The organism is Arthrobacter sp. NPDC057259 (assembly GCF_042668995.1).
Lineage (GTDB): Bacteria > Actinomycetota > Actinomycetes > Actinomycetales > Micrococcaceae > Arthrobacter.
Genome location: NZ_JBHUYA010000005.1, coordinates 173,452 through 188,938, shown reverse-complemented (window position 1 = coordinate 188,938; position 15,487 = coordinate 173,452). Strand labels below are relative to the sequence as shown.

At 71.1% G+C, this 15,487-nt stretch carries 13 protein-coding genes and 1 pseudogene; 8 read left to right on the top strand and 6 right to left on the bottom strand.

All coding sequences use genetic code 11. The features are described from left to right. Nucleotides 1–138: 138 nt before the first annotated feature. Genes ACFUCU_RS10120 through nirB form a run of 3 tightly spaced genes read right to left on the bottom strand, consistent with a single transcriptional unit; the run spans nt 139 to nt 4,990 of the window. The gene (locus ACFUCU_RS10120) at nt 139–1,281 is read right to left on the bottom strand and encodes a uroporphyrinogen-III synthase (protein ID WP_377972373.1); all 1,143 of its coding nucleotides are present in this window, start codon (nt 1,279–1,281) and stop codon (nt 139–141) included. Nucleotides 1,282–1,286: 5 nt separating this feature from the next. After that, nucleotides 1,287–2,312 carry a uroporphyrinogen-III C-methyltransferase gene (gene cobA, locus ACFUCU_RS10115; protein ID WP_377972372.1) on the bottom strand — a complete coding sequence of 342 codons (1,026 nt, stop codon included), beginning with the start codon at nt 2,310–2,312 and terminating at the stop codon, nt 1,287–1,289. Nucleotides 2,313–2,314: 2 nt separating this feature from the next. Next, nucleotides 2,315–4,990 carry a nitrite reductase large subunit NirB gene (nirB, locus tag ACFUCU_RS10110; protein ID WP_377972370.1) on the bottom strand — a complete coding sequence of 892 codons (2,676 nt, stop codon included), beginning with the start codon at nt 4,988–4,990 and terminating at the stop codon, nt 2,315–2,317. A 255-nt stretch (nt 4,991–5,245) separates the two neighbouring features. On the opposite strand from nirB, the gene nirD reads away from it, so the two are divergent. Beyond that, nucleotides 5,246–5,629 carry a nitrite reductase small subunit NirD gene (gene nirD / locus ACFUCU_RS10105; protein WP_377972368.1) on the top strand — a complete coding sequence of 128 codons (384 nt, stop codon included), beginning with the start codon at nt 5,246–5,248 and terminating at the stop codon, nt 5,627–5,629. 68 nt (nt 5,630–5,697) lie between these two features. On the opposite strand, the gene ACFUCU_RS10100 is transcribed toward nirD, so the two are convergent. Next, nucleotides 5,698–7,479 carry a phospho-sugar mutase gene (locus tag ACFUCU_RS10100; protein ID WP_377972367.1) on the bottom strand — a complete coding sequence of 594 codons (1,782 nt, stop codon included), beginning with the start codon at nt 7,477–7,479 and terminating at the stop codon, nt 5,698–5,700. Nucleotides 7,480–7,654: 175 nt separating this feature from the next. On the opposite strand from ACFUCU_RS10100, the gene ACFUCU_RS10095 reads away from it, so the two are divergent. Next, nucleotides 7,655–8,134: an RrF2 family transcriptional regulator gene (locus ACFUCU_RS10095; protein WP_377972365.1), complete on the top strand. Its 480-nt coding sequence runs from the start codon at nt 7,655–7,657 to the stop codon at nt 8,132–8,134. A gap of 10 nt (nt 8,135–8,144) precedes the next feature. On the opposite strand, the gene ACFUCU_RS10090 is transcribed toward ACFUCU_RS10095, so the two are convergent. Next, nucleotides 8,145–8,963, bottom strand: coding sequence for a purine-nucleoside phosphorylase (locus ACFUCU_RS10090; RefSeq protein WP_364136925.1), 819 nt, complete (start codon nt 8,961–8,963; stop codon nt 8,145–8,147). 83 nt (nt 8,964–9,046) lie between these two features. On the opposite strand from ACFUCU_RS10090, the gene ACFUCU_RS10085 reads away from it, so the two are divergent. The 4 genes from ACFUCU_RS10085 to ACFUCU_RS10070 all read left to right on the top strand — a co-directional run bounded on the left by ACFUCU_RS10085 (nt 9,047) and on the right by ACFUCU_RS10070 (nt 12,482). Continuing rightward, nucleotides 9,047–10,462 (top strand): NAD(P)H-quinone dehydrogenase, encoded by a 1,416-nt coding sequence (locus ACFUCU_RS10085; RefSeq protein ID WP_377972363.1) that lies wholly within the window; start codon nt 9,047–9,049, stop codon nt 10,460–10,462. 130 nt (nt 10,463–10,592) lie between these two features. Further along, the gene (locus tag ACFUCU_RS10080) at nt 10,593–11,168 is read left to right on the top strand and encodes a TetR/AcrR family transcriptional regulator (protein WP_377972361.1); all 576 of its coding nucleotides are present in this window, start codon (nt 10,593–10,595) and stop codon (nt 11,166–11,168) included. Beyond that, nucleotides 11,165–12,001, top strand: a complete 837-nt coding sequence (locus ACFUCU_RS10075) for an SDR family NAD(P)-dependent oxidoreductase (RefSeq protein ID WP_377972360.1) — start codon at nt 11,165–11,167, stop codon at nt 11,999–12,001. The genes ACFUCU_RS10080 and ACFUCU_RS10075 overlap by 4 nt, the downstream gene beginning before the upstream one ends. Nucleotides 12,002–12,152: 151 nt before the next feature. Continuing rightward, the gene (locus ACFUCU_RS10070) at nt 12,153–12,482 is read left to right on the top strand and encodes a hypothetical protein (RefSeq protein ID WP_377972358.1); all 330 of its coding nucleotides are present in this window, start codon (nt 12,153–12,155) and stop codon (nt 12,480–12,482) included. On the opposite strand, the gene ACFUCU_RS10065 is transcribed toward ACFUCU_RS10070, so the two are convergent. Then, nucleotides 12,479–13,936, bottom strand: a complete 1,458-nt coding sequence (locus ACFUCU_RS10065; protein ID WP_377972356.1) for an aldehyde dehydrogenase family protein — start codon at nt 13,934–13,936, stop codon at nt 12,479–12,481. The two genes, ACFUCU_RS10070 and ACFUCU_RS10065, sit on opposite strands and share 4 nt — an antisense overlap. A gap of 294 nt (nt 13,937–14,230) precedes the next feature. Between ACFUCU_RS10065 and ACFUCU_RS10060 the strand changes: the two are divergent. Together ACFUCU_RS10060 and ACFUCU_RS10055 are read left to right on the top strand one after the other, a co-directional pair. Next, a pseudogene (locus tag ACFUCU_RS10060) lies at nt 14,231–14,443 on the top strand (DUF1272 domain-containing protein); the annotation flags it as partial. Between the two features lie 206 nt (nt 14,444–14,649). Further along, nucleotides 14,650–15,453, top strand: coding sequence for an excalibur calcium-binding domain-containing protein (locus ACFUCU_RS10055; RefSeq protein WP_377972355.1), 804 nt, complete (start codon nt 14,650–14,652; stop codon nt 15,451–15,453). Nucleotides 15,454–15,487 lie beyond the last annotated feature (34 nt).

Genomic DNA, 15,487 nt, shown 5'->3' with positions numbered 1-15,487 from the left:
CGCTGGCGGGCCTGCTGGTGTGGCCCCTGTTTCTGTTGTTCCCCAGCGTAGGAGGCCGGTTTTTCGCGCACGTTTCTGCTGTGTTGCGGTATTTTCGCTCCCTGTTCGCCAATTGTTACCAGCTGGTAATGGCGTGGCTCACACCCGGAGCCGGTAGCCGCGCTTCACCACGGTTTCCACGAGCGAGGCGTCCGGCAGCGCGGACCGGAGCCGGCTGACGGTCATGTCCAGCGCGTGCACCGAGCCGCGCAGTTCCAGCAGCTCGGAGAGCGACTCGCGGGACAGGACGGCGCCGCCGGCCCCCAGCAGCGCCCGCATCAGCAGCAGCGGCGCGGGCGCCAGTTCCACGGGGTCGCCGTCGATCCGCAGCGACCGGCCGCGCAGCTCCACCGCGCCCGCGGCGGTGTCCAGCCTGCGGACGTGGTTCAGGGCCAGGTGCTCGCAGACCAGCCGGATCAGCGCGCCCATCCGGAACCGTTCCGGCACCAGCGGCTGCACGCCGGCGTCGACCAGCGGCTGGGCGGTGATGGGGCCGACGACGGCGGTGGCCACCGTGGTCTTCAGCGCCGCGACCAGTTGCTTGTACAGGCCCATCTCGTGCGCGGTGCTCCACAGCGCGTCGACGGCGGGGGCGGAGGTGAAGGTCAGCACGTCGAGGCTGCCGTTGCAGGCGGCCTCGATCAGCTTGGGCAGCCGGCCGGCGCCCTCGGGCTTGACCCAGCGGTAGGGGGTGACGGTCATGACGTTTGCCCCGGACATCCGGAGCCGCTCAAGCTGCCGGACGTCGGTGTAGCCGTGCAGCTGGACGGCGACGGTCTTCCCGCGCACCCCCTCGGCCAGCAGCATGTCCACCAGGGTTGCGGTGGTCTCGTCGCTGCTGATCCCGACGTCGGCCAGGCCGGCCGCGCGCACGGCGCCGCGGGCCTTGGGCCCGCGGACGAACATCCGGGTGGCGCCCAGGGTTTCCAGCAGCTGGTCGCCGATGCCGAAGCTGTCCGCCGCCTCGCACCAGCGGCGCATGCCGTAGGCAGTGGTGGCGATGCACAGCTGCGGCCGGGCCTCGATGATGGCGCGGCTGTCCTCGATCAGCCGGTGGTCCTCCTGCACCGGGGCGATCTTCAGCGCCGGTGCGTGCAGCACCTCGGCGCCGCGGCGTTCCAGGGCCTCGATCAGGTCCTGCGAGCGTCGGTGAGAGGTGACGCCGATCCGGAACCCTTCCAGTGGCAGGTCGGCGGTTCCGGCGGTGTCCGGGGCGGTCCCGGCCAGGCTGTTCACGGTCACGGCCCTCACGCCCCGACCAGGGACGCCGCGAGGCGGTCCAGTTCGGCCGCGGCGGCGTCGCAGCCCCGGTTCGCCTCCGCGACCCGGACCACCTCGCCGATCACCAGGACGGCGGGGTTGCCGCAGCCGGCAGCGGCCGTGGTGATGCCGCCCAGGTCCGCGATGGTGGTTCGCTGGCCGGGCTGGTAGCCGCGCTCGATCACCGCCACCGGCATGTCCGCGCGCATCCCGGCCCGGCGCAGCCCGGCCGCCAGCTGGTGGAGCGTGCCGATGCCCATCAGCACCACGATGGTCCCGCCGAGCCCGGTCAGGTGCCGGTGCTCGTCCTCGGTCAGCGGGGCGTGGCCGGAGACCACGGTGAACAGGCGGCTGACCTCGCGGTGGGTGACCGGGATGCCCGCGGCGGCCGGGACGGAGACGGCGCTGGTGACCCCGGAAATGACCCGGACCGGCAGCACGGCGCGCACGCAGGCGGTCACCTCCTCGCCGCCGCGGCCAAAGACATACGGGTCTCCGCCCTTGAGCCGGACCACGTTCGCGCCGGCCTGGGCGGCATTGACCATCAACTCCTCGATGCCGGCCTGGCTGACCTTGTGGTGGCCGGGGGTCTTGCCCACGTCCACCAGCTCCGCGGTGGTCAGGGACGGCAGGTCCTGGTGCGGTGCCAGCCGGTCGTAGAAGACGACGTCGGCGTCGCGCAGGGCGGCCACCGCGGCGACGGTCAGCAGTTCCCCGGCACCGGGGCCGCCGCCCACCAGGGTGACGTGCCCGGCCGGGCCGGCCGCGGGTTCGGCGGCGACCGGCACGCCGGCGGCGCGGAACCGGTCCAGGCGGGCCGGCCAGCCGGGCTGGCCGTCGTCCACCGCGGCCACCAGGAAGGGCAGCGGACCCGCGGCCGCCGGGGCGTCCGGACCGGTGAGGCGGCGGACGACGGCGCCGGCGGCCCGGTAGCGCAGGACGGCCTGCCGGGCGGCGGCGTCGGTGCCGGCCACCAGGACGGTCCGGCCGGTGAGTTCGATGCTGAGCTGCATGCTTAGACCCTGCTTTCGGTGGGTTTGCCGGCGGCGGGGCCGGCCGACCTGACGGGGATGGTCGTGGCGATCAGCCGGGAGCTTTTCTCTTCCGCGGTGGCGGGCCGCATCTGGCCGCGGTCGTCGGGGACGAGGGTGATGGAGTCGTCCGCCTGGCCCGGGGCGTTGACGAAGGAGCGGAAGCGGCGCAGCCGGTCCGGATCCCGCAGGGTCTCGGCCCACTCGTCGACGTAGGTGTCCACGTGTTTGGCCATGGCTGCCTCGAGGTCCGCGGCGATGCCCAGGCTGTCGTGCACCACCACGTCCTCGACGTGGCGGATGCCGCCGTCGAGCTCCTCCTGCCAGCGGGCGGTGCGCTGCAGCCGGTCGGCGGTGCGGATGTAGTACATGAAGTAGCGGTCGATGTAGCGGATCAGCGTCTCGTCGTCGAGGTCCTTGGCGAGAAGCTGGGCGTGCGCCGGGGTGGCGCCGCCGTTGCCGCCGACGTAGAGGTTCCAGCCGTCCGCGGTGGCGATCACGCCGACGTCCTTGCCGCGGGCCTCGGCGCATTCGCGGGCGCAGCCGGAGACCCCCATCTTCAGCTTGTGCGGGCTGCGCAGGCCGCGGTACCGGAGTTCCAGGCGGATGGCCATGGCCACCGAATCCTGCACCCCGAAGCGGCACCAGGTGGACCCCACGCAGGACTTCACGGTGCGCAGGCTCTTGCCGTAGGCCTGGCCGGATTCGAACCCGGCGTCCACCAGCAGCTTCCAGATCTCCGGGAGCTGTTCCAGCCGGGCGCCGAACATGTCGATCCGCTGGCCGCCGGTGATCTTCGTGTAGAGGCCGTATTGCTCGGCGACGGCGGCGATCACGCCGAGTTTCTGCGGCGTGATCTCACCGCCCGCGATCCGCGGCACCACCGAGTAGGTGCCGTCCTTTTGCATGTTCGCCAGGGCCCGGTCGTTGGTGTCCTGGAGGGTGCCGCGGCCGGCGTCGAGGACGTATGCGCCGTGCTGGCTGGCGAGGATGTTGGCGATGGTGGGCTTGCAGATATCGCAGCCCTCGCCGCTGCCGTAGCGGGCCATGACGTCCTCGAAGGAGGTCAGTTCCAGGACCCGGACGGCGTCGAAGAGTTCCTGGCGGGAGAGCGCGATGTGTTCGCACAGCGCCCTGGAGACCTCGACGCCGGACTTGGTGAGTTCGCCGTCCAGGAGCTTCTTGAGCATCGGGACGCAGGATCCGCAGCTGGTGCCGGCACGGGTGCAGCCCTTGAGCCCGGGGAGGTCCCGCACCGGTTCGCTGCCCTCGCAGGTGCCGCAGCCGTTGACCGCGTCGCGGATGGTCCCGGAGGCCACGTTGTTGCAGGAGCAGAGGATGGCGTCGTCGGGCAGTTCAGCCGCGAGGGCGTCGACTCCGCCGCCGGCCGCGGAGAGGTAGGCGCCGGGTTCGGCCGGCAGTGCCCGGCCCAGCAGCGGCCGCAGCGCGGTGTACGGCGCGGCGTCGCCGACGAAGATCCCGCCGAGCAGGGTGGTGGCGTCGTCGGTGGTGACGATCTTTTGGTAGACGCCGCGGGCCGGGTCCGCGTAGACGATCTCCAGCGCGTGGTCCGTGCGGGCGAAGGCGTCGCCGAAGCTGGCGACGTCGACGCCGGAGAGCTTGAGTTTGGTGGCGGTGTCGAAGCCGGGGAAGGTCGCGGCGCCGCCGTGCAGCCGGTCCGCGACGATTTCCGCCATCGTGTTCGCCGGCGCTACCAGGCCCAGGCACATGCCGCCGAAATTGGCCACTTCGCCGATCGCCCAGATCCCGGGGACCTCGGTGCGGCAGTCCTCGCCGATCACGACGCCGCCGCGCGGGCCGAGCCGGAACTGCTGCGGCCCGCCGTCGCCGGTGCGGAACAGCTCGTCGCGGGGCCGCACGCCGACGGCGGCGATGACGATGTCGGCGTCGATCACGCGACCGTCGGCCAGCAGCACGCCGGTGACCCGGCCGGCGTCGTCGGAGAGTACCTCGGCGGGGAATACGCCGCAGTGGACGGTGAAGCCTTTGGCCTCGATCAGCCGGCCGAGGGCCTGTCCGGCGCCCTCGTCCAGCTGGGTGTTCATCAGCCAGGGGGAGCCGTTGATGACGACCGGGTTGGCGCCGAGCTGGGCGGTGCCGGCCGCCGCCTCCAGGCCCAGCAGCCCGCCGCCGATGGTGACGGCGTTGACCGTGCGGCCCAGCGCCGCGGTGAGGTCCGCGATTCCGGCGTTGATGGCCCGGACGTCCTCCAGCGTGCGGTAGACGTGGGTGTGTTCGGCGCCCGGGATGGGCAGGCGGGCCGCGTCCGAGCCGGTCGCGACCACCAGCTCGTCGTAGGGGTAGACGGTGCCGGCGGCGGTCTGCACCGTTTTCGCGGCGGTGTCGATGCCGGTGGCGCGCTCGCCGGTGCGGAGCGTAAGCGCCCCGTGGTCCCACAGGGAGGCCTCGCCCAGGGTGAGGTCCACGGCGGTATCCGTCAGCGCCTTGCTCAGCGCCACCCGGTCGTAGGGCAGGTGGGCCTCCTCGGTCAGCACCGTGATCTGCCAGCCGGCCAGGCCGCGGGCGTGCATGGCCTCCACGAAGCGGTGGGCCGCGGGGCCGCCGCCGGCGACGACGACGCGGCGCGCCGCGGCGGGTGCGGGGGAGGAGGGGCGGGGGCTGGCGGTCTGTCCGGTCACGGGTGGCCTTTCGTTGGGCCGCAGGCGGTGTGCTGCAACATCTCCGGCCAGCCTAGGCAGCGGCAGTTTCGCGTCAGTTTCCCGAATGTTTCGTGGTCTTAACTTCTGCATCACGGACGGGTTTCGGCCCGGGTGAGGTCTCTTTTACCGGCCGGACACATGGGCTGTATGCGGCCGTTACACGACGGTCCTAGCGTGGGGGAATGGCCGCAGTGGCGGCCGGGAAACCGGAAAGCAAGCAGGGAGGAGCCCCGGATGACTGCCGTACTGGATGACGCGGCCCGCAGTTTTGCGGAGCAGATGGCGGGAACGCACGGGACCGGCTGGCACCGGATCTGCGCGGTGCAGGACCTGGAGCCGGGCTGGGGTGAGGCGGCACTGGTCGCGGGCCGGCAGGTGGCCGTGTTCCGCACGGCCGGCGGTGAGGTCTTCGCCGTCGACCACGCCGATCCGGCCACCGGCGCGCACGTCATGGCCCGGGGGATCACCGGATCGCGGGGGACCCGGCGGACCCTGGCGTCCCCGTTGCACAAGGAGGTCTACGACCTGCTGACCGGGGAGTGCCTCGGCAACCCGGAGCTGCGGCTGGCAACCTACCCGGCACGAGCCGCCGACGGCTTCATCGAAATCCGGCTTTAGCCACGGCCCGAATCTCTAACCGGCGCGCCCGGGCCCCCGGGAGGCCGGGCGCTAAAGGCGCCGAGGTCCTAGAGGCCCAGGGCCTCGCGCACATCGGCCAGCACGGCGTCCAGCGCGGCGCGGGCCTCCTGCCGGGCCTGGGGCAGGCCGGCGGCGGATTCCACGCCCCGGATCACCTCCAGGTAGCACTTGAGCTTCGGCTCCGTGCCGCTGGGCCGGATGATCACGCGGCTGCCGTCGCGGGTCAGGTAGAGCAGGCCGTCGGTGGGCGGGAGCTGCTCGCTGCCCTCGGCCAGGTCCGCGGCGGTCTCCACGGCGGAGCCGCCGAAGGATTCCGGCGGGCTGACCCGCAGCCGGTTCATCATGGCGTCCAGCAGGCCCAGGTCCGCCACCCGGATGCTGAGCTGGTCGCTGGCGTGCAGGCCGTGCACCAGATACAGCTCGTCGAGGGTGTCGAAGATGGTCCTGCCGGCGGCCTTGGCCGCGGCGGCGAGTTCGGCGATCAGCACGGCGGCTGAGATCCCGTCCTTGTCCCGGACCAGGGACGGGGCCACGCAGTAGCCCAAGGCCTCCTCGTAGCCGTAGAGCAGGTGCGGGACACGGGCGATCCACTTGAAACCGGTGAGGGTCTCCTGGTGCTCGTAGCCAGCGGCCGCGGCAACCCGTGCCAGCAGCCGGGAGGAAACGATGGAATTGGCGAACACGCCGGCGGTTTCGCCGTCCTGTGCGGCGCCCGCAACAGCGCTGCCGTGCCCAGTGCCGCCGTCGGCCGCGAGCCGGGCGACGACGTGCGCGCCCAGCAGGGCGCCCACCTCGTCGCCGCGCAGCATCCGCCAGGCGCCGGTGTCCGGGTCCTTGGCAGCCACCGCGGCGCGGTCGGCGTCGGGGTCGTTGGCGATCACGATGTCCGCGTCCACCCGGGCAGCGGTCTCCAGCGCCAGGTCAAGGGCGCCGGGTTCCTCCGGGTTGGGGAAGCTGACGGTGGGGAAGTCCGGGTCCGGGAGGGCCTGCTCGGTGACCAGGGTAACGTCCGCGAAGCCGGCGGCGTTCAGTACCGCGACGGCGGTGTCCCCGCCCACGCCGTGCATGGGGGTCAGGACGATCTTCAGGTCGCGGGCCGGAAAGTGCTCCGGTATCACCAGCGCCGCGACGGCGGCCTGGTAGTCGGTGGCGATGGAGGGCTCCAGGACCGTCCAGCCGTCCTCGGCGAGGGCGATCGACTCGAGTGCGCCGACGGCGTCGATCTCGGCGGCGATCCGGGCGTCGTACGGTGCCACGATCTGGGCGCCGCGGCCGGACTCCTCGACGGCGTGCCGGCCCAGGTAGACCTTGTACCCGTTGTCCTGCGGGGGGTTGTGGCTGGCGGTGACCATCACGCCGCCGTCGCAGTCCAGGGCGCGCACGGCGTAGGCGAGCAGCGGGGTGGGCAGTGCGGCGGGCATCAGAAACGTCTCGATGCCGGCGGCGGTGAAGATGGCGGCGGTCTCGCGGGCGAACACGTCCGAGTTGTGCCGGGCGTCGTAGCCGACGACGGCGCGCGGCCGGGTGCCGGCGACGGCCTGGCCGACGGCGCCGGTGAGGAAGGCGGCGAGCCCTGCGGCGGCGCGCCGGACCACCACGCGGTTCATCCGGTTCGGGCCGGGGCCGAGGGCGGCGCGGAGGCCTGCTGTGCCGAACTCCAGGGTGCCGCTGAAGCTGTCTGCGAGTTCCTGGCGGGCGCCGGGAGCGCCTTCCTCGGTGAGGCGGATGAGCTCGGCCAGGGCGGCGGCGGTGGCCGGATCCGGGTCCTGTCCGGCCCAGGCGAGGGCTTCGCCCAGGAGATCGTTCAGTGCGGCATCGGAAGACGTCATGAATACCAAACTAGCGGCAAACCGGGGGCCGGCGCGCCGCGACAAGCGCGCGCGGCCTTACAGTTCCATTACGTCCGGACCCTCCGCAGGGCTGGCTCAGGATTGCCGCAGGAGACCCCCACAGGGCCCCTCGGCCCGTTGACACCCCAATTTCCGGACACATAGCGTCTGGAATATGAGGATGGGGCGAGGGGTGGAATGGGCGCTGCACGCGTGCGTCGTCATGTCCTGGACACCCGCCGGCGAGGCCGTCAACAGTGGCCGGATCGCCGCCCTGTATGACCTGCCCGCCGCCTACCTGAACAAGCAGCTGCAGGCGCTGGTCCGGGACGGGATCCTGGTCTCGGTCTCCGGCCCGCGCGGCGGGTTCGCGCTGGCCCGGCGGCCGGATGCCATCACCGTCCTGGACGTGGTGCTGGCCATCGAGGGCCAGGAACCGGCCTTCCGCTGCGAGGGCATCCTGGGCAACGTCCCGGGCGCCGCGACGCGGGACGACTTCACGCGGTCCTGCCTGGTCTCCCAGACGATGCGGCAGGCGGAACTGGTGTGGCGGCAGACCCTGGCCCGGCAGACCATCGCCGGGATCGCCGACTCGATGGAGCGGCGGTTCCCGGAGGACCGGGCCCGGACAGTGGCGCAGCTGGCGGCAGGCTGAGCCGGCCGGCTTAGAGCTTGGCGATGATCTCCGCGAGCAGCTTGGAGATGCGCGGGCCCGCGGCCTGGCCGGCCTCGAGGACCTCTTCGTGGCTCAGCGGTACCGGGCTGATGCCGGCCGCGAGGTTGGTCACCAGCGAGATGCCGAAGACCTCCATGCCCGCGTGACGTGCGGCGATGGCCTCCAGCGCGGTGGACATCCCCACCAGGGAGGCGCCGATCCGCTTGGCGTACTGCACCTCGGCCGGGGTTTCGTAGTGCGGGCCGGTGAACTGCGCGTAGACGCCCTCGTCCAGGCTGGAATCCACCTCGCGGGCCAGGCCACGGATGCGGGAGGAGTAGAGGTCTGTCAGGTCCACGAAGGTGGCGCCCTCCAGCGGGGAGGTGGCGGTGAGGTTGATGTGGTCGCTGATCAGCACCGGGGTTCCGGGAGCCCAGTCCTCGTTCAGGCCCCCGCAGCCGTTGGTCAGGACCAGGGTCTTGCAGCCGGCGGCGGCGGCGGTCCGGACGCCATGCACGACGGCGCGGACGCCCTTGCCCTCGTAGTAGTGCGTGCGGGCGCCGAGCACCAGGGCGCGCTTGCCCTCGCGGGTGAGAACCGAGCGGATGGTGCCCACGTGGCCCACCACCGACGGCGCGGAGAAGCCCGGGACCTCGTCCGCGGACAGGGTGGCGGTGGTCTCGCCGATCAATTCGGCGGCGTCCCCCCAGCCCGAGCCCAGCACCAGGGCGATGTCGTGGCTGTCGACGCCGGTCTCCTCCGCGATGTAGTCGGCGGCGGCGCGGGCGGCGTCGAAGGGGTCAGTGTTCAGGAATTCCGTGTTGCTCACTGGAACAAGCTACCCTGCCGCCCCCGCGCTGCCCAGCACCGTGGCTTGGTGGCGCCGGTCCGGATGATGGACAATGGATGATTGTGACTACGCATCCCGATTTCAGTGCACCCCGTATCGCGATTCTCGGCGGAGGGCCGGGTGGCTACGAGGCGGCCATGGTCGCCGCCTCGCTGGGAGCGCAGGTCACCATCATCGAACGCGCCGGCCTCGGCGGCTCCGCCGTGCTGACGGACGTCGTTCCCTCCAAGACCCTGATCGCCACCGCGGACCTGATGACCCGCGTGAGCGAGGCGGGGGAGCTGGGCGTGAAGTTCGACGTCGACGGCGGCGACTGCATGCCCACCATGCGCGCGGACCTCAAGCACATCAACGACCGGCTCCTGGGCCTGGCCCGGCAGCAGTCCGCCGACATCCAGCGCGGCCTCGAGGGCCAGGGCGTGCGCATCATGCTCGGCTCCGGCAAGATGCTCGACAACCACACGATCGAGGTCCTGACCGCGGAGGGCGTGGAGACGGTCGAGGCGGACGCGGTCCTGCTCGCCGTCGGCGCCCACCCGCGCGAACTGCCCACCGCCCGCCCGGACGGCGAACGCATCCTGAACTGGGCGCAGATCTACAACCTCGACGAGCTGCCCGAGGAACTGATCGTGGTGGGCTCCGGCGTCACCGGCGCCGAATTCGCCTCCGCGTACAACGGCCTGGGCTCCAAGGTCACCCTGATCTCCTCCCGCGACCGGGTCCTGCCCGGCTCCGACGCGGACGCCGCCGAGGTCCTCGAGGGCGTCTTCGAACGCCGCGGCGTGACCGTGTTGTCCCGGGCCCGCGCCGAGACCGTGGAGCGCACGGACGACGGCGTGGTGGTCACCCTGGCGGACGGCTCCACCGTCCGCGGCAGTCACTGCCTGGTGGCCGTCGGATCCATCCCGAACACCGCGGGGATCGGCCTGGAGGAGGCCGGCGTCGCGCTGACCGAGAGCGGCCACATCAAGGTCGACGGCGTCTCGCGCACCACCGCCCCGAACATCTACGCCGCCGGCGACTGCACCGGCGTCCTGGCGCTGGCCTCCGTCGCCGCCATGCAGGGCCGGATCGCCATCGCCCACTTCCTCGGCGACAGCGTCGCCCCGCTGAAGCTGCACCAGGTGGCCTCCAACATCTTCACCTCGCCCGAGATCGCCAACGTGGGCGTGTCCGAGGCGGACATCGACTCCGGCAAGTACCAGGGCGACGTCGTCAAGCTCTCGCTGCGCAGCAACGCCCGCGCCAAGATGCGCAACCACCGCGATGGCTTCATCAAGATCTTCGCGCGCAAGGGCTCCGGCACCGTGATCGGCGGCGTCGTCGTTGGCCCCAACGCCTCCGAGTTGATCTTCCCGATCTCGCTGGCCGTGACCCAGAAGATGCACGTCGACGACGTCGCCAGCACCTTCACGGTCTACCCGTCCCTGAGCGGATCGATCTCCGAGGCGGCCCGCCGCCTGCACGTGCACATGTAGCACCGCTCCACCCACGGTCCGAACGCCGGCGCCCCTCGGGGCCGCCGGCGTTCGGCGTTTAACCGTCTTCCCTATGGGTCCTGCGGCACCGTGGTTTACATTCTGACGATTTGTGCCTAAAGTGTCAGGCATGAGCGACCGCAGTGCTGACATCGTCGAGGCGGCCTACGTGTGCTTCACCCGGCACGGGGCGAGGCGCACCACCATGAGCGACATCGCCGGGCAGGCCGGAGTCTCCCGGCCCGCGCTGTACCAGTACTTCCGCAGCAAGGAAGACGTCTTCCGCGCCCTGGTCGAACGCCTGCTGGCCGACGCCCTCGCCGCCTCGGAGGCGGCCGCGGATGCCGGCACGGCGCCGGAGGAGAAGTTGGCCGGAATCCTGCTGGCCAAGCTGGAGCTGGTGATGCGGATCTGGCGGGACAGCCCGGCGCACGCCGCCGAGCTGCTGGGTGTGGAAACCCGGCTCGCTCCCGAGGCGCTGGGGCGGTACGACGAGGCGATGCTGGCCCTGCTCACCCGCACCGTACAGGAGGCCTATCCCGGCGCCGATGCCCGGGACGCGGCCGAAATGCTGTTCGCCTTCACCCGCGGCCTGGAAGCAGGCGTCGCCGCCCCCGACGCGCTCCCGGACCGGCTGCGCCGCGGCGTGGCCATCTTCACCGCAGGCTTCACCATCTATCCCAACGAACCCAAGGACCAGCCATGACCACTGCAGTTCTGATCACCGGAGCCTCCTCCGGCATCGGCCGGGCCGCCGCCGGGCGCCTGCTCAAACGGCCCGGCTTCACCGTCTACGCCACCGCGCGTCGGCCCGAAACCCTCGCCGGACTCGCCGACGCCGGCGCCACCGTCCTGCCCCTGGACGTCACCGACGAGGACTCCATGGCCGCGGCTGTCCGCACCGTGGAGGAACGGCACGGCAGCGTGGGTATCCTCATCAACAACGCCGGCTACGGCGAATACGGCACCATCGAGGAAGCGGACCTGGACGCCGTCCGCCGCCAGTTCGAGACCAACGTCTTCGGCTTCTCCCGGATGATCCAGCTGGTGCTGCCCGGCATGCGCGCCGCACGCTCCGGCCGGATCATCAACATCGGGTCCATGGGCGGCCGTGTCACCTTCCCGGTGGGCGGCTACTACCACGCCAGCAAGTACGCCGTGGAGGCCATCACCGACGCACTGCGCTTCGAGACGGCGCCCTTCGGCATCAGCACCTCCCTGATCGCCCCCGGCCTGATCCGCACCGGCTTCGGCGCCACCGCCGCCCGCACCCTGGCCTCCTCCGGCGCCGACGGAGGCCCGTACGCCCCGCTCCGGGCCGCCGCCGATGAACAGATGGCCGTCTCCTACGCCTCCCCGCTGCTGGCTGCGGAGCCCGACGCCGTGGCCGCCGTCGTCGAACACGCCGCGACGGCCCGCAAACCCCGGTCCCGCTACACCGTTACCCCCGCCGCCAAGGCGATCGTCCAGTCCCGCCGCTTCCTCGGCTCGGGCCTCTTCGACGCCTACCTCCGCCTTCAGTTCAGGAGCAGCAAATGAACCCCACCACCGACTGGCCCGCCGGCTTCGACCCCGCCTCGGCCCGGGTGTACGCCTATAACGAGCTCCGCACGGAGCTGGCGCCGGAGCAGCTCTGGCCCGACTGATCGAGGCGCCGCGCTGGCCGGTCTGGTACCGCAACGCCAAGGACGTGGTGCTCGACGGCGGCGGCGCGGAACTTGAGGCCTCGTCCCGGTTCGACTGGACCACCTTCGGCCTGCGCGTGGCCAGCACCATCCGCGAGTTCGCCCCCTGCTCCCGGCTCGGCTGGGAGGGCGCCGGCCGCGGCTCCACCGGCTACCACCGCTGGGACCTGCAGCGCACGGACGACGGCGGCACCCTGATCGTCACCGAGGAGGTCCAGGGCGGCGTCCTCGCGACGCTGCTGGGACCGGTGGTCCGGCGCAGCATCGAGAAGCAGCACCAGCACTGGCTCGAGGCCCTGGTGGAGACCGCCGCCGCGCGGGTGGCCCGCTCCTAGAACGGGTAGGGTGCGATGTCCGGCCGCATGGTGAGCCACTGGATCTCGGTGAAGGACTCCATGTTGGCGTGATGGCCGCCGATCCGTGAGCCGTTGCCGGAGTTCTTTGTGCCGCCGAAGGGGGAGTTGGCCTCGTCGGAGACGGTCTGTTCGTTGATGTGGACCTTGCCGGAGTCCAGCCTGTCGGCGATGGTCATGGCCAGGCCCACATCGCCCAGGATGCCGATCGAGAGGCCGTATTCGTTGTCGTTGGCCAGGGCCACGGCTTCGTCTACGGTGGAGAACTTCATCACCGGGGCCACCGGGCCGAAGATCTCGTCCTCCCAGGCGGGGCTGTCCGTGTCCAGGTCCACCAGGACGGCCGGCTGGTAGAAGCGGCCGTCGTGGGTGCCGCCCGCGGCGAGCTTCGCGCCGGCGGCGACGGCGTCCTGGACGATCCCGTCCACCCGCTTCAACTGGCGTTCGTCGATCACCGGGCCGAGCGCCACGGTGCCGCTCTTCGGGTCGCCCACGGGCAGGTGGGAGGCCTTCTCGGAGAGGGCCGCGACGTAGTCGTCGTAGATGTCCTCGTGCACGATGTGCCGGCCGGCGGCCATGCAGATCTGGCCCTGGTGCATGAAGGACCCGAATGCAGCGGCGGAGGCCGCCTTGGCGATGTCGGCCCCGGGCAGGACGATCAGGGCGTTGTTGCCGCCCAGTTCCAGGTGGGCGCGCTTTAGCAGCCGGCCGGCGGTCTCGCCGATCTTCCGCCCGGCCGCCGTCGAACCCGTGAACGCGATCACGCGCACCTCCTCGGCCTCGACGACGGCGGCACCCACCTCCGCGCCGCCGGGCAGCAGCGAGAGCAGCCCCGGCGGGAGTCCGGCCTCCTCGAAGATGCGGATGACGCTGACGCCGCCGCACACGGTGGTCCGCGGGTCCGGCTTGAGCAGCACGGCGTTGCCGAGGGCCAGGGCAGGGGCGACGGCGCGGATGGAGAGGATCAGCGGAAAGTTGAACGGGGCGATCACGGAGACGACGCCGACGGGCCGGCGGCGGGCGAAGGACCAGCGGTTCTCGTTGGAGGTCAGGACGTCCCCGGCCGGCAACGAGGGCAGCGCGGAGGCCTCATAGCATTCGTTGGCGGCGATGTGGGTTTCCAGGCCGGCCTTGGGCGGGATGCCGCCGGATTCGCGGACGATCCAGTCCTGGATCTCGGCGGCGTGCTCCTCCCAGAGCTGCCCGGCGCGTCGCAGGACGGCGGCGCGCTCCTCCGGATTCCGGGCGGCCCATTCCTTCTGGGCCTTCGCCGCCGTGGCGGCGGCCTCCCGGACGTCGTCCGCCGAGGCGACCCCGTAGCTGCCCAGCTCCTCGCCCGTGGCCGGCTCGACGGCGGTGCCGGTCCCTCCGCCCCCGTCCCGCCAGCCGTTGAGGTAGATCTTGCCGTTCCAGAGGGCGGAGTCGAGCAGGGACATTCGTTGTCCTTTCGGCGGTCCGGGCGGCGGGCGTCCGGCAGAGGGGTAGTCCGGGATCAGTTCCCGTCCATCACATGCTGTCCGGACGCCGCCGTCAAGAGCCGTTCCACGCTATGTGCGCGGTGTTGAACATGTCCACGGCCGTGATCAGCACCGGGCGGGGCGCCGAGCTTCAGCAGCAGCCAGCCGGCGGTGCGGGGTTTGCTTGAGCCCCAGCCGTCCGGCGCATTAGTTACTGGCCGGTAGGCTGGTCGCATGCTTGAGATCCGACCGAACTGCTAATGCTGCGATCGCGACATCGCGCCCACCGACGAGGCGTACATCTGCACCTTCGAGTGCACGTGGTGCCCCGGTTGCGTCGCCCGTTTCCGCGACGGGGCGTGCCCCAACTGCGGCGGTAACCTCGAGCGGCGTCCGGTCAGGCCGGCCGCGGCCCTGGCCTCTAACCCGGCCAGCTCGCTGCGGGTCGTCTCGCCCAGCTGCCAGGAACGTCTAACCGAGGTGTAGATGCTGGGCCACAGGGTTGCCTCAGATTGTCCTATGAGCGCCACAGTGCCGGGCCCGGGACACAAACCGGTTTAGTGTCTCCCGGGTGCTATCGTGACCCCATCGCATCGCTTTTTAGGTCTTATTGGGGGAAATACATGTTCAATCGACGCCCTGCTGCCGCACGCCCGGACAACGCCTGGCGGCCATCAAAAATGTTCTGGATCGTGGCAGCGATCGTCTTGCTGTTGCTCATATCAGCCGCGCAATCCTCCGGCATCGGCGGCATCATCGTCATGCTGGGCCTCGTCGCTTTCATCACCGGACTCTTTGCCCTGCTGACGAAGAGGAAATCTTGGGTGAGCTTGCCGCACCGTAAGTCAGCTGGCATCGTGACGGGAGCCGGCTTTGTTGCCCTATTGATTGGCAGCGGAGTGGCTGGTGCTACCGCGGCGCCAGGAACCACCGTGGCTAAGCCGGCAGCTTTGGTGGCCACCCAGTCTCAGTCTCCGGAAGCGGAGTCCGCCAGCCAGACCCCTACGGAAACCAACCCCGTTCGGACCTCCTGCGTAACAGCCGCGGCCACCGCCTCCTATCAGGGCAACGCATTGGTGTGCACGAAGGACGCCGACGGCCGGCTGCTATGGCTGCCGGAGGCCGAGTCGGCGCAGATTGTGAAAGCCGCCGCAGAGAAGGAAGCGGCCGAAAAGAAGGCCGTCGCTGACAAGGCCGCTGCAGATAAGTTGGCCGCAGACCAGAAAGCTGCGGCTGACAAAGCTGCGGCTGACAAAGCCGCCGCCGACAAGCTGGCCGCCGATCAGAAGGCCGCCGCGGATGCCGCCGCCGCAGAAGCCGCGCGCCAGCGAGCGCTGGTTCCCGCAGCGCCTGCCGCACCAGCCGCTCCTGCCGGGGTGTACTTTGCGAATTGCACCGAAGCGAAGGCCGCTGGGGCTGCTCCTATGCGGGTGGGTTCGCCCGGATACCGCACTGCATTGGACCGAGATCGGGACGGGATCGCCTGCGACAAATGAGTCTCGTCTGAGATAGGGGGTCGCCAGGATGTGG